We start from the raw sequence: 13,139 nt of genomic DNA on the forward strand, positions 1-13,139 counted from the left end.
TGGGTCAGGTGCCTTCCGTGAGCGTGCGGCGGGCCAGGGCGGTCCGTCCGGCGGTGAGCAGGACGGTGTCGTCCTGAGGGGTGTGCACCCGGCTGCACAGCACGTCGCGAAGGTGCCGTTGCAGGGGGTTGGCGCGGGTCAGGGCGTTGTTGCCGACGAGGGCCACGGCCTGCTCGACCGCGCCGATCGCGGCGCGGGTGGCGAGCAGCTTGGCGCCGCCGGCCTGCTCTGCGCCCGTGGGGTCGCCGGCGTCCGCGGCCTCGGCGAGGGCCGCGACCAGGCGCTCCGCGCCGGACAGGGCGACGTCGATCTCGCCGACGGCGCTCTGGAAGCGCGGCAGCGTCGCCAGCGGCGCGCCGAGCGCGGTGGGGGTGCGCTCGTGCAGGAATCCGGTCAGCCAGTGCTGGGCGGCGCGGGCCACGCCGAGGTACATCGCGGAGAGGCCGAGCGCGTTCCAGGCGCCGCCCGCGGTGTCCCGTCCGCCGCCCGCACCCGGCTCGGCCAGGCCGATCACGTCGTCGGCGGGGACCCGTACGGCGTCCAGCAGCACGTCGTCGCTGCGGCTGGCCCGCAGTCCCAGGTGGTCCCAGGTGCGGGCGATCCGCAGGCCCTCGCTGCCGCCGCGCACCAGGAAGGAGCCGACCCGGGCGGCCTCGTCCTCGGTGCGGGCCCACACCAGCATCCAGCCGAGCGCCTCCGCGCCGGTGCAGAAGATCTTGTGCCCGGACAGCTCCCAGTGACCGCCGCGGCGCCTGGCCACGGTGGCGGGCAGCCCCCCGCGGATCGGGGTGCCCAGTTCGGGCTCCACCCGCAGCGCGTTGACCAGCACCGGGCGTTCGGCGGAGTCGGCGGCGAGCCGTTCGTAGGCGCGTTCCGGCCATGAGCCGTCACGGGCCTGCGCGGCGTGCGCGAACAGGGTCATCGCGGTGACCAGCGCGACCGCCGGGTCGCCCGCGCCGAGCACCTGGAGGATCCGCACGGTCTCGGCGAGGCCGCCACCGGGACCGCCGTACCGTTCCGCCACCGTCGCGGTGAGCAGCCCGGCCTGGTGCGCCGCGGCCACGCCGTCGTACGGGAAGGCGGCTTCCCGGTCGTTCTCCCCGGCGCGGGCGGCCAGCGCCGCGCCGACCTCGGGCAGCCGGTCCGGGTCGGGCGGGGCGATGCGCGGCAGCGGTCGGCTCATGGTGCGGCTTCCGTGTCGGAGTCGGCGGCGACGGGTCGCCCGGGGTGCGCGGGGGTCGTACGGGCCCGGCCGCTCCCGGGGCCGGCGAGGCCCGCTGACGGCGGCCGCGGCGTACGGCCGCCGGGGCGTACGCCGGAGGCGCCCCGGTCGGAGGTGGTCGGGCCGGCCGCGGGGGTCGCGGCCCGGCCCGCCGTGCGTGCGGCCGCGGTCATGCGCCGACCGCTCCCAGCAGGTCCCGGCTGCCGGCCTGCGCGGGGGCGACGGGCGGCACACGGTTGCCGGTGAAGCCGCGGGCCTCGGTCTCCGCGCGGACCAGGTCCACCAGGGCGCCGTAGTCGCGCGCGTCCTCCAGCGGGCTGAAGCCGCGGATCAGCAGCGTGCCGACGCCCAACCGGGTGTAGTCCAGCAGCGATTCGGCGACCTGCTCGTAGGAGCCGACCAGGGCGGTGGAGTTGCCGGCCGCGCCGGTCGCCTTGGCGACCGCGGTCCACAGCCGCTTGTCGTGGACGTCGCCCCGCGCGGCGACGTCCAGCAGCCGCCGGGAGCCCTCCTGGGTGGAGTGGTCGAGGTTGAACGCCTTGCGCAGCGCGCCCGCACGCTCCTTGGTGAGCCGCAGGATGTCCTCGGCCCGCCGCCATGCCTCGGTCTCGGTGGCCGCGGGGACGGGCCGCAGGCTGACGCTGAAGTTCGGGGTGCGGCCGTGGACCGCGGCCGCCGCCCTCACCTGGCGGATCCGGTCGGCGATGCCCGCCAGCGGCTCGCCCCAGAAGGCGTAGACGTCGGCGTGCTTGGCGCCGGCCCGGACCGCGTCGTCGGACGCGCCGCCGAAGTAGACCGGGATCGGGCGGGCCGGCAGCACCGCGGATCGGCCGCCGCGCACCTGGTAGAAGTCCCCCTCGTAGTCGAAGGGCTCGGTGGCGGTCCAGGTGCGGCGCACCACGTCGAGGAACTCGTCGGTGCGGCGGTAGCGGGTCGGCTTGTCACTGAGGTCGCCGTCCCTGGCCTGGTCGGCGTCGTCGCCGCCGGTGATGACGTGCAGGGCGACCCGGCCGGGGTGGAAGGCGTCCAGCGTGGCGAACTTGCGCGCCGCCAGGGTGGGCGAGACGAAGCCGGGACGGTGCGCGAGCAGCACGCCGAGCCGCGTGGTGTGGCTGAGCACCTGGTCGGCGACGGTGAAGCCGTCCGGGCTCGCCGAGGAGTGCGCGACCAGCACCCGGTCGAAGCCGGACCGCTCGTGCGCCAGCGCCAGTTCACGCAGGTACGCGGGCTGGATCACGGCGCCCTGGGCGGCGTGCGCCTCGCTCTGCGAGCTGACCGAGGGGGCGGCGGGGCCGCCGCCGGTCTCGCTGACGGGCTGCGTGGCGGCGATGCCGATGAACTCGATGGACATGGGGGCGCTCCAGGGGCGTGGGTGGGCGGGCGGTGCGTACCGGTGCGTTCCGGCCGCCGGTGCCGGGAGGGCGTGCGGAAGCTCCGCGGTCCGATCGGCGGGCGGGCTCAGGTCAGCGGGTGGCGGCGGGCGTGCGTACGGGGGCAGGAGGAGGAGCGGGAACGGAGAGCTGCCGCTGCCAGGTCCCGGCGTGGTGGCAGGCCACCTCGCGGGCGGCGGCGCCGTCCGCGAGCCGGTCCTGCCGCGCCGGCGCCTCACGGCAGTGCTCGTCGGCGAACGGGCAGCGCGCGGCGAAGACGCAGCCGCCGGCGGCGGCCCACGGCGGCGGGGCGGCGACGCGGCGCAGCCGGCCGGCCACGACGGCGTTCTCGCGCCGGACGCTGGGCGCCGAGGCGGTGAGCAGCGCGGTGTACGGGTGCAGGGGCCGGGCGAGCACGTCGGCGGTCGGCCCCTGCTCCACCAGGCGGCCGCGGTAGAGGACGGCGATCCGGTCGGCGATGCCCGCCAGCGAGCTGAGGTCGTGCGAGATCACCACCACGGCGACGTCGAGCTCGTGGCGAAGCCGGTCGAAGAGCCGCAGCACGTGGTTGCGGTTGGACGCGTCCAGTGCGCTGACCGGCTCGTCGGCCAGCAGCAGCCGCGGCCGGGTGACCACGGCGCGGGCGATGGCCACCCGCTGCCGCTGGCCGCCGGACAGCCGCCCCGGCAGCCGGTCGGCGAGCCCCTCGTCCAGACCCACCCGGTGCAGCGCCTCGGCCACCCGCGCGGCCCGCTCCGCGCGGCTCCCGGTGCCGGTGACCGCCAGCGGCTCGGCCACCGACTCCCCCACGGTCAGGTCGGGGTCGAGCGAGCGCAGCGGGTCCTGGAAGAGGTACTGGACCCGGCCGGATCGGCGGAAGTCGCGCAGCGCCCGCCCGCGCAGCCCGGTGACGTCGGCGCCGTCCACCGTGATACGGCCCCCGACGACCGGGGACAGCCCCACGACGGCGCGTGCCAGCGTGGTCTTCCCCGACCCGGTCTCCCCGATCACGCCCAGGATCTCGCCGGCGCGAGCATGCAGCGACACGCCGTCCAGCACGCGCGCCCCGCCGCGCCCCGCGCGCCGTCCGAAGGCGACGGCCAGTTCCTCGACCCGCAGCAGGTCGGTCATGCGGTCACCTCCTGGGGTGCGGCGCCGGTCAGGTCCAGTTCGGCGGCGCGGACGCAGCGTGTCCTGCGACCGGGGCCGGCGTCGGTGAGGGCGAGGGTGGGCGTCGCGGTGCAGGCGGCGGCGGCGTGCGCGCACCGGGGGGCGAAACGGCAGCCGGGCGGTGCCGCGCCGGCCTCGGGCGGACGTCCCGGGATCACCGCGAGTTCGCGGCGCTGCCAGTCGCCGATGGACGCGACCCGCAGCAGCGCCTCGGTGTAGGGGTGGGCGGGCGCGGCGAGCACCTGCTCGGTCGGGCCGTCCTCCACGATCTCGCCGGCGTAGAACACCAGGACGCGGTCGCAGACCTCGGCGACCACGGCGAGGTCGTGGCTGACCAGCAGCAGCGCGAGTCCGCGTTCCGCGCGCAGCCGGGCGAGCACGTCCAGCACCTCGGCCTGCACGACGGTGTCCAGGGCTGTGGTGGCCTCGTCGGCGACCAGCAGGTCGGGGTCGCCGGCGATGGCGGTGGCGATGAGGACGCGCTGCAGCATGCCGCCGGACAGTTCGAAGGGGTAGCGGTGGTAGACCTCGGCGGGCTCGTGCAGCCCGACCGCGCCCAGGAGTTCGACCGCCCTGCGGTGCGCGTCCGCGCGCGACAGGCCCTTGCGTACCCGCAGCGGTTCGGCGAGTTGGCGGCCCACGGTCAGGGAGGGGTTGAGGTAGGACGCCGGGTCCTGGAACACCGCGCCGAGCCGGACCCCGCGCAGCCGCTCCCAGCCGCGGCGGTCCAGCGCGGTCAGGTCGGTGCCGGCCAGCGTGGCGGCGCCGGCCGAGACGGAGCACCCGGGTGGCAGCACGCCCAGTACGGAACGGCAGGTCAGCGTCTTGCCGCTGCCCGACTCGCCGACCAGTCCGACGGACTCGCCGGCCCGTACGGTGAACGAGACGTCGCGTACCGCCTCGGTGCGGCCGCCGCTGACGGTGATGTGCAGGCCGTCGACGGCGAGCACGTCCTCGCGGGCCGCCGAGGGCGGGGCGGCGGTCAGGTCGCCCCGGCCCGGGGCGCCGTCGGTGTCACGCGGAGATGCGGGCATTCGTCCTCCCCTCACGGTCCTGCACGGCGGTCGGTTCAGCAGTGGCCGGATCAGCGGCGCCCGCATCGGCGGCGGCCGCGGGCCGCACGGTGGTGCCTGTGGCCGCGGCCGCCGCCGCGGTCCCTCCCTCGGGCGCGCCGGCGAACCCCGCTGACGCTCCGCCGCTGTCGCGTACCGCGTCGGCGAGCAGGTGCAGCGCGCCGACGGTGAGCATGATCAGCGCGCCCGGCAGCACCGGCGCCCACGGCTGCTGTCCGAGATAGCCCAGGTCGGTCGCGAGCATGCCGCCCCAGGTCGGGGCGGGCGGCTGGACGCCCAGGCCGAGGAAGGTCAGCGACGCGACGGTGAGCAGGCTGGTCGCCAGCGCCTGGGCGGTGGTGACCGCCACGGTGGGCAGCACCTTGCTCCAGATGTGGGTGCGCAGCACGCGGCTGCGGGAGGCGCCCATCAGCTCGGCGGCCTCCACGTACGGGGCCTGCCGCAGGCCCAGGGCCGCGGCGCGCGTCACCCGGAAGAACAGCGGCGAGAGCAGGACGCCCAGGGCCAGCATCGCCTGGTGCAGGCCGTTGCCGAGGACGCCGACCGCCGCGATCGCGAAGAGCGTGAACGGCATGGTCATCAAAGCGTCCACGGCCCGCAGCGCGGACCATTCGAAGAACCGTCCCAGCCACAACGACGCCAGCCCGGGGACGATGCCGAGCGCCATGGCCGCGCCGACCGCCTCCAGGGCGCCGGCGACGGTGAGCCCGGTCCCGGCCAGCAGCCGGCTGAGCACGTCGCGTCCGAGGTAGTCGGTGCCCAGCAGGTGCGCGCCGCCGGGCCCTCGCAGGATGTGGGCGGAGTCCTGGGCGAGCGGGTCCTGGGGCGCCAACTGGTGGCCGAAGAGGGCCAGTACGGCGACGGCCGCGAGCACGGTGAGCGCGGCGCGGGCGATCGGCAGCCGCCAGGTCAGGCGGAAGGTCCTCATGCCGCCGCCCTCCCGTCCCGCGAGGCCGACCGCCGGCGCCGGGCGGCCGGATTGAGCGCGGCCAGCGCGGCGTTGACCGCGAGGTTCGCCGCCAGCACCACGGTGACGGTGACCAGCAGGGTGCTCTGGATGACCGGCACGTCGTGCTCCTGGGCCGCTTGCAGGGCGAGTTGGGCGATGCCGGGCAGGTTGAAGATGCGCTCGGTGACGACCGCGCCGCCGATCAGCATCGGCACGCTCATGCCGAGCACGGTGAGCGCCGGGCCGGCCGCGTTGCGCAGCACGTGCCCGAACAGCACCCGCCGGGCGGACAGTCCGCGCATCGCCGCGCCGGTCACGTAGTTCTCGCGCAGCGCGCCGACCAGCGAGGTGCGCAGTTGCCGGGCGATGCCGGCGGCGACGTCCAGGCTGAGCGCGAACGCCGGGAGCAGGGCGAACCGCAGCCACTGGCCGGGGTTCTGGCTGAGCGGGACGTAACCGCCCGAGGGCAGCGCGCCGAGCTTGACCGACACCACGGTGATCAGGGCGATGGCGATCACGAACGCGGGCAGCGTGCCCAGCACCGCGCAGACGGCGGTCACCGCCCGGTCGGCGCGGCCGCCGTTGCTGAGCGCCGCGGCGATCCCGCCCGCGCCGCCGAGCAGCACGGCGATCAGCAGCGCGAGTCCGGCCACGGACAGGTCGACGGGCAGCGCCTGGCCGATGCTGTGCGCGACCGGCACGGTGGTGAACCAGGAGCGGCCCAGGTCGCCGTGGAGGCCGTGCCACAGCCAGGTCACGTACTGCACCGGCAGCGGGCGGTCGAGTCCGAACTGGTGGTTGATGCGGGCGATCTCGGCCGGGTTGGCGGCGTCGCCGAGCACCGCCGCACCCGGGTTGGCGTCCGAGAGCGCGCCGAGCCCGAAGGTGAGCAGGGAGGAGATCACGAACACGGTGGCGGTCCCGAGCAGTCCACGGGCCAGCGGCACGGGCGCGCGCCCGGCCCGTGCCAGGAGGGCGCGGGGGCGGGGAGCGCCTCCCGCGGCGGCGGCCGGCGGCGCCTCGGTGGCGGTGGTCATGCGACGGTCACGCCCTCGAACCGCTGCACCACGACGTCGGCCGGCAGCGCGGACACCCCGCGGCTGCGGGCCAGGATGCGCGGCACGGTGTACAGGAAGACGTTGGGCATGGTCCGCACGGCGAGCCCGGTGGCCGCCTGCAGCACCTTTGGGTAGTCGGGTGAGTCCAGCGGCGTGGCCGACACCTTGGCGACCGCGGCCTGGAGGTCGGCCGGCGCCTTGCGGCCGGGGTTCATCAGGCCCTGGAGGCCGAACAGCACCTGGAACGCCTGCGCGGCGGAGTCGCGGCCGGCGAACTGGTCGGTGAACAGCGCCTGCGAGTGCTGCACGTAGACGATCTGGGTCGCCTGCGCCTGCGGGATGACGCTGATCCTGGTGTGGAAACCGGCCTCCTTCAGCTGCGCCTGCAACTGCTCGGGCAGGCCGGCGGCCACCGAGGTGGTGAGGGTCAGCTCGACGCCGTCGGGGTGGCCGGCCCTGGCGAGCAGGGACTTGGCCTTGGCCGGGTCGTACCGGTACAGGTTGTCGGAGGCCGGGTCGTGGCCGACGTAGCCGGGCGGGAAGGGCTGGCTGCTGACCTCGCCGTAGCCGAACTGCTGTGTCTTCACGAGGGCTTGGCGGTCCACCGCGTACTGCAGCGCGAGCGCCACGTCCGGGTCGTCGAACGGCGCCTTGGCGGCGTTGACGTCCAGCACCGCGACCACCATCGACGGGATCACCTGCACCTGCAGGCCGGCCGCCTTGGCCGCGGCGACCTGACTGCCGGGTATCTGCGCCACGTTGTACTGGCCGGACTGGAGCGAGGCGACCACCGTGGACGGGTCGGGCAGCGGATAGACCTCGAAGCCCTGGAGCTTGATGGCGGCGGCGTCCCAGTACGAGGGGTTGCGCCGCAGCACCGCCCGCTCGTTCTGGGTGTAGGAGGTCAGCACGAACGGGCCCGCACCGACCGGCTGGGTGGCGAGCGCCGCCGCGTTCGTCCCGAACGCCTTCGGACTGACGATCATCCCGGTCTTGCCCGCCAGCAGGTTGGGGATCTGGTAGTCGGCCTGGGAGAGCTTGAGCACCACCGTGGTCGCGCCGGTCGCGGTCACCTCCACGACGTGCGCGAGCTGCGGCGCCACCAGGGACCTGGGGTCGGTGCGGCCCCGGTCCAGGCTCTTCTTGACGGCGGTGGCGTCCAGCGGGCTGCCGTCGCTGAAGGTCAGCCCGGGGCGCAGGGTGAAGGTGACCTCGGTGCCCTTCGCGTCGTAGCTCCAGGCGCTGGCCAGTGCGGGCACCGCGGCGCCGCCGGCGTCGAGCCTGGTCAGCGCCGAGTAGACGAGCGACAGGCCGTGGACGTCCCAGCCGGCGGAGGAGAAGACCGGGTCCCAGGACGTCGGCAGGGCCCAGCCCCACTTGAGGGTGCCGCCGCCCGCGGCGGAGGAGCCCGCGGTCGAGGCGCCGCCGCAGGCGGACAGGACTGCGGCGGCCCCTGCGCCGAGTCCGACGCCGAGGAGGGAGCGTCTGGCGAGCGCGGGCATGGCTGCGGAGTTCTTCACGTGGTGTCACCTTCTGTGGAGCGCACCGGAGTTCTCCTGCCGGGGAGCCGGGGAGGAGCACGGGCGGCGCAAGGCGGCGCGCCAGGACATGCCGAAGGCGCGAGTGCGGGGGTCAGGACGGCGCGGGACCGGCCGACCGGCGAGGCGGCCGCCCCGGTGCGGCGAGGGGGACGGGACGCGGGCGGCGCGGGAGTACGGGAGGAGGTTCCGGCGTGCGGAACGGGCCGGCGTACGGGCCGGTGCGGCGGGTCAGCGACAGAGAGCGCTGGAGGTGCGCCGGAAGTCCACGTAGCGGCACACCACGGCGGGGTGCGTCTTCAGCATGCGCTCATCGTGGGGGTGAACCCCACTCACTGTCAATGGACACCAAAAGGTGTCTCATCTCCCGGACGCCCGCTGAGCAGGGCGGGGTGCCCCGCGGCCTCCTCCGGATGCAGCCACAGCGGGCCTCCGGCGGTCTCCACGCGCAACGCCCGCGAGGGCGGCGGGCCGTCGGCGGTGAGCAGCGACAACTCCCGTACGCTCAGGCTCCGGTGGATCTCCAGCGCGCGGTCGGCGGACAGCCGCTGCGGCACCTCCCAGGGGCCGGGGCAGACCTGCCGCAGCGCCTCGGCGTAGACCTGCGGCGGGCGCCAGCCCGGCACCACGCGGCAGCCGCCGGGTCCGCGCAGCAGCAGCGTCGGCAGGGCGTAGCGGCGCTGCCCGCCGTCGAGTTCCTTGGCGCCGCCCGGGTGCGGCGGCGGGCCGTCGAGCCCCAGCACCTCGGGCAGCGGGTCGCGGGCCTCCGCGCGGTCGGCGTGCACGGAGGCCGCCACGGCCGCCGACTCCGCGTCGGCGCGCAGCCGTTGCACGTCGAGGCCGTGAACGCCGCGCAGGCACGCCTGTACCCGCGCCGCGGTGTCGGCCGGCGCGCCGAGCACGAACTCGGACTCGCGCAGCCGGCGCAGCACCCGCTCGGCCACCTCGGCGCCCTGGGTCTCGGCGGCCCGTGCGGCCAGCGAGGCGGGCCAGCTGGTGAGCGCCACCCGGTCCAGCCGCTCCGCGTGCGGGGCGCCGGTGTGACCGCACACCTCGGCGATGTACCGCCCGTACCAGGCAGCCTCCGCGGCCGGGTCGGGGGCCGGGTCGTCGCCGGTGTCGAAGAGGATCGCGTACACCCGCCGCCAGGTTCCCCGGCCGCCGAGCACCGCGCGCAACCACCGGAAGGCGGGCTCCGATCCCCAGGCCCAGGGGCACAACGGGTCGGTGTACTCGACGACTTCGACGTCGGTCCCGGCCTCGGCCGCCGCCTCGGCGGTCACACCGGGGCCCGCTCGGCGAGCAGCGAGGCGAGGGTGGTCCCGGCCAGGATGCGGCGGGCGCCCTCCTCGACGGAGCGCCACACGTCGGGAAGCCCCGCGGCCGGCCCCGGGTAGTCGAGTCCGAGCAGCGGGTCCCCGCGCAGCGTCATCAACTCGCCGTCGACGGCGACCGCGATCTCCAGCAGGTTGATCTCGGCGGGCTCACGGCCCAGCCAGTAACCGCCCTCGCAGCCGCGCTGGCTGCGCACCAGACCGGCCCGCCGCAGGTCGCCCACCACGGATTTGAGGAACCGGAACGGGATCTCCTGCGAGGAGGCGATCGACTCGCAGGTGAGCGGGCGGCCCTGGTCACGGGCGAGTTCGAGCAGCGCCCGAACGGCATAGTCCGCCTTCGCCGATATATGCATGCGCACTATTATCACCGCGCGACGGCCCGCAGGGGAACCGGTCGTGGCGAGGTAAGGGCAGGTGACACCCAATGGACACCTCTTGACATCCTTTCCGCGCGCCTCCTACGGTCCTGGCAGCGGCCGGCCTCCGCCGGTCCTCCGGTCGTCGCCCCCGGCCGGCCCCCCGCCGGTCCCCTCGGCCGGTCCGCGCCCGACCCCCAGGACGTCCCCGATGACCGCACCGCCGGCCCCGTCCCACGGCTCCGCCGACCACGACGGCTTCCACCCGGACCTGACCGGGCACCCTCAGGGGTCCCCCGATCCGCACGGCGCGGCCCGCGTGCGCGTGCACCACATCCGCGCCGACGACCTGGACGGGGACACCGCGCAGACCGGCGGGATGCGGCGGTTCGCCGCGATCAGCGGCGCCCGGGTCGGATCGGAGCGGATGTGGATGGGCCGGACGCACGTCTCGCCGTCCACCGCGTCCGCCGACCACCACCACGGGGCGTCCGAGACCGCCATCTACGTGGTCAGCGGCCACCCGGAGTTCGTGTTCCTGGCCGAGGCGGACGCCGGCTCGGCGGACGGGAGCGGCGCCGGCGGTCCGCAGGAGGTGCGGCTGCGCACCTCGCCCGGCGACTACGTCTTCGTGCCGCCGTTCGTGCCGCACCGCGAGGAGAACCCCGACCCCGACGAGGAGGCCGTGGTGGTGATCGCCCGCAGCACCCAGGAGGCCGTGGTGGTCAACCTCCCCGGCCTGTACGTCCTGGACCCGTCGACGGCCCCGCTCGACGGCGGGCGGACCGGGCAGCCCGGCTGACCCCTCCCCGCGGGCGGGCTGACCCCGGCCGCGGTCAGCTCCGCGCGTCGCGAGCGCGCAGGGCCGGCAGCACGGTCTCCCCGAACAGCAGCATGTCCTCGTCGTACGACGGGAAGATCAGCATCAGGCCGTCCAGATCCGCCTCGTGCACGATGTACCCGATGTGGTCGATCACCGTCCGCGCCGAACCGGCGACGTACGCGGTCTGGAACGCCGCCTCGCCCTGCGCGCCTTCGGCCCACGCGCGGGCCTGGTCCTCGGGCACGCCCCAGCTCCCGCGCATACGGGCCAGCGCCTCCCGGTCGAGTCCGGCGCTCCACCGCCTGACCTTCGCCGCCGCCAGTGCGTCGGTCTCGTCCTGCACGACGGTGAGCATCGAGTAGGTCCTGCAGACCCGGCCGTTCGCCTTCGACCGGGCATGGACGTCCGCCGAGAGCGCCTTCATCTCCTCCAGGCTCTCGGCGGCCAGGAAGGCGCCGTCGGCGTACCGGGCCTGGAAGCGGCGCGCGTCCTCGGACTTGCCGGCGCTGATGAGGGTCGGCGGGACCGCCGGGTGCGGGCGGGACTCGCAGTCGACGAGGTCGAAGTAGGGGGTGTGCATGGTGACCGAGGGCTCGGTCCACAGCCGGCACACCGCCTCCGTCCACAGCTCCGTCATCCGGTAGCGGTCCTCGTGGCTCAGTTCCGGGTCCCAGAGGCCGAACTGCTCGAACTCCCCGGCGTAGGAGCCGTTGACGATGTTCAGGCCGGCCCGGCCGCCGGAGACGTCCTGGAGGGTGGCGAGCATCTTCGCCGCGACGGCGGGGTGGTGGACGTTCGCGTGCAGGGTGGCCCAGATCCTGACCCGGGTGGTGGCCTCGGCGAGCGCCGCCATCATCGTCATCGACTCCAGGGAGCGCCCCCAGTGGTCGGTGGTGCCGCCGAAGCCGCGCCACTTGGCCATCGACATGATGAAGTCGAGCCCGATGCTCTCCGCGTGCACGGCGGCGCGCCTGTTCCATCGGTAGCTCGCCTCGGGGTGCGGCGCGGTCGTGGACAGCATCCATCCGCCGTTCCCGATCGGGAGGAAGACTCCGTACTCTTTCGCGGGCACGTGGAGCACCTTTCCGTTCGATGCCCGAACCGCTGCGGCAGGCCGGTTACGGGGCGGGCCAGACGAGCTTGCCGTCGGCGTAGAGGCCGCTGACGAACGACGTGTCGAACCACCTCCTGGCCTCGTCGGCGCTCACGCCGGCCGGCACGATCCTGAACTGGTGCAGCATGTCGACGATCCGCCCGACGTTGGCGGGGTCGACGGCGCCGAGCGGCAGGCCGGGCGTCGGGTTGTCCCTGACCACCTGGGTCTCGGTCTTCCAGATGCTCGCGTTGAGCTTCTTGTCGTACGTCGGGCCGGACAGCCGCGCCGCGTAGCCGACGCACTCCTCGATGTGCTTCTCGCCGGACGAGCAGTAGGCGTACGCGTGCAGCGCCGCCCGCAGGACGTCCTCGACCGCGCGCGGATGCGCCTTGGCGAACGCCGGGTTGACGGCCATCGCGCCCAGCGAGCTGGGGATGCCGTAGTCGACGGGCTTCCAGACGGTGACGTCCTTGCCGGCCGCGCGGAGCTGGTTGGGCTCGTTGGAGACGAATCCGGTGAGCGCTTCGAGGCCGCCCTGCCTGCGCGGCAGCACCGAGGGGTCGTAGCCCTCCTTCACGAGCTTGAGCGAGCCCCAGGTGACGCCGGCCTTGACGAGCATCGCCTCGACGGCGGCGGGCACGTACCCCTTGTGGCCGACCACCTTGCCGTCGAGCTGGGGGAGCCGGGTGATGTCCTTGTTGGTCATCAGGATGTCGAGGCCCGCGTCGGAGTACGAGGAGACGCCCACGATGTCGATGCCGTTGGCGCGGGCCTGGATGAGGTCCTGTTCGGCGACGGCGGACACCTTCGCCTGCCCGCTGGCCAGCAGCTTGGTGTTCTGCGCCGTGTCACCGGTGCCCGGCTTGAGATCGACGTCGAGGCACAGGTCGTCGAAGTAGCCGAGCTTGGCGGCGGCGACGTATTCGAGGATCGACGCCGACGACTGGTACTGGTAGCCGGACAGATACGTGATCTTGCCGGCGGCCTTGTTCTCGGCGCAGCCCTTGGCGGAGATCGCGGAACCCTTCGTGCCCGGGGACCCGTTGCCGCCGGACCCCGACCCGGAGCCGCATCCGGCGAGGCCGACGCTCAGCACGACGGCGGCGAGGCCCGCGGCCGCGGACCTGATCAGGCGGTGCTGCATGGG

At 75.0% G+C, this 13,139-nt stretch carries 12 protein-coding genes; 1 reads left to right on the plus strand and 11 read right to left on the minus strand.

Annotated elements, in window-relative coordinates; genetic code table 11:
* Positions 1-4 precede the first annotated feature (4 nt).
* From V2S66_RS18085 to V2S66_RS18125, 9 genes are all read right to left on the minus strand, one after another.
* The gene (locus tag V2S66_RS18085; protein WP_330796672.1) at positions 5-1,183 is read right to left on the minus strand and encodes an acyl-CoA dehydrogenase family protein; all 1,179 of its coding nucleotides are present in this window, start codon (positions 1,181-1,183) and stop codon (positions 5-7) included.
* A 208-nt stretch (positions 1,184-1,391) separates the two neighbouring features.
* A complete protein-coding gene (locus V2S66_RS18090) occupies positions 1,392-2,573 on the minus strand; it encodes an LLM class flavin-dependent oxidoreductase (protein WP_330796674.1) in 1,182 nt (393 codons plus the stop codon).
* Between the two features lie 112 nt (positions 2,574-2,685).
* Positions 2,686-3,723: an ABC transporter ATP-binding protein gene (locus V2S66_RS18095; protein ID WP_330796676.1), complete on the minus strand. Its 1,038-nt coding sequence runs from the start codon at positions 3,721-3,723 to the stop codon at positions 2,686-2,688.
* Entirely contained in the window at positions 3,720-4,796 is a 1,077-nt protein-coding gene (locus V2S66_RS18100) for an ABC transporter ATP-binding protein (RefSeq protein WP_413966420.1), read from the minus strand. Before V2S66_RS18100 ends, V2S66_RS18095 begins: the two co-directional genes overlap by 4 nt.
* Positions 4,777-5,763, minus strand: coding sequence for an ABC transporter permease (locus tag V2S66_RS18105; protein WP_330796678.1), 987 nt, complete (start codon positions 5,761-5,763; stop codon positions 4,777-4,779). Before V2S66_RS18105 ends, V2S66_RS18100 begins: the two co-directional genes overlap by 20 nt.
* Positions 5,760-6,821 carry an ABC transporter permease gene (locus V2S66_RS18110; protein WP_330796679.1) on the minus strand — a complete coding sequence of 354 codons (1,062 nt, stop codon included), beginning with the start codon at positions 6,819-6,821 and terminating at the stop codon, positions 5,760-5,762. Before V2S66_RS18110 ends, V2S66_RS18105 begins: the two co-directional genes overlap by 4 nt.
* The gene (locus tag V2S66_RS18115; protein WP_330796680.1) at positions 6,818-8,362 is read right to left on the minus strand and encodes an ABC transporter substrate-binding protein; all 1,545 of its coding nucleotides are present in this window, start codon (positions 8,360-8,362) and stop codon (positions 6,818-6,820) included. Before V2S66_RS18115 ends, V2S66_RS18110 begins: the two co-directional genes overlap by 4 nt.
* Positions 8,363-8,718: 356 nt before the next feature.
* On the minus strand, positions 8,719-9,663 hold the full coding sequence (locus tag V2S66_RS18120; protein ID WP_330796681.1) for a DsbA family oxidoreductase: 945 nt from the start codon (positions 9,661-9,663) through the stop codon (positions 8,719-8,721).
* Positions 9,660-10,070 carry an RrF2 family transcriptional regulator gene (locus tag V2S66_RS18125; protein WP_330796682.1) on the minus strand — a complete coding sequence of 137 codons (411 nt, stop codon included), beginning with the start codon at positions 10,068-10,070 and terminating at the stop codon, positions 9,660-9,662. Before V2S66_RS18125 ends, V2S66_RS18120 begins: the two co-directional genes overlap by 4 nt.
* A gap of 214 nt (positions 10,071-10,284) precedes the next feature.
* Between V2S66_RS18125 and V2S66_RS18130 the strand changes: the two genes are divergently transcribed.
* Positions 10,285-10,875: a cupin gene (locus V2S66_RS18130; RefSeq protein WP_330796684.1), complete on the plus strand. Its 591-nt coding sequence runs from the start codon at positions 10,285-10,287 to the stop codon at positions 10,873-10,875.
* A gap of 34 nt (positions 10,876-10,909) precedes the next feature.
* Here the strand turns inward: V2S66_RS18130 and V2S66_RS18135 are convergent, their stop codons facing one another.
* Positions 10,910-11,968 carry an LLM class flavin-dependent oxidoreductase gene (locus V2S66_RS18135; protein ID WP_330796686.1) on the minus strand — a complete coding sequence of 353 codons (1,059 nt, stop codon included), beginning with the start codon at positions 11,966-11,968 and terminating at the stop codon, positions 10,910-10,912.
* A gap of 46 nt (positions 11,969-12,014) precedes the next feature.
* A complete protein-coding gene (locus V2S66_RS18140; protein WP_330796687.1) occupies positions 12,015-13,136 on the minus strand; it encodes an ABC transporter substrate-binding protein in 1,122 nt (373 codons plus the stop codon).
* Between the last annotated feature and the right edge of the window lie 3 nt (positions 13,137-13,139).

This window comes from Actinacidiphila polyblastidii (genome assembly GCF_036353415.1).
Taxonomy (GTDB): Bacteria; Actinomycetota; Actinomycetes; order Streptomycetales; family Streptomycetaceae; genus Actinacidiphila; species Actinacidiphila polyblastidii.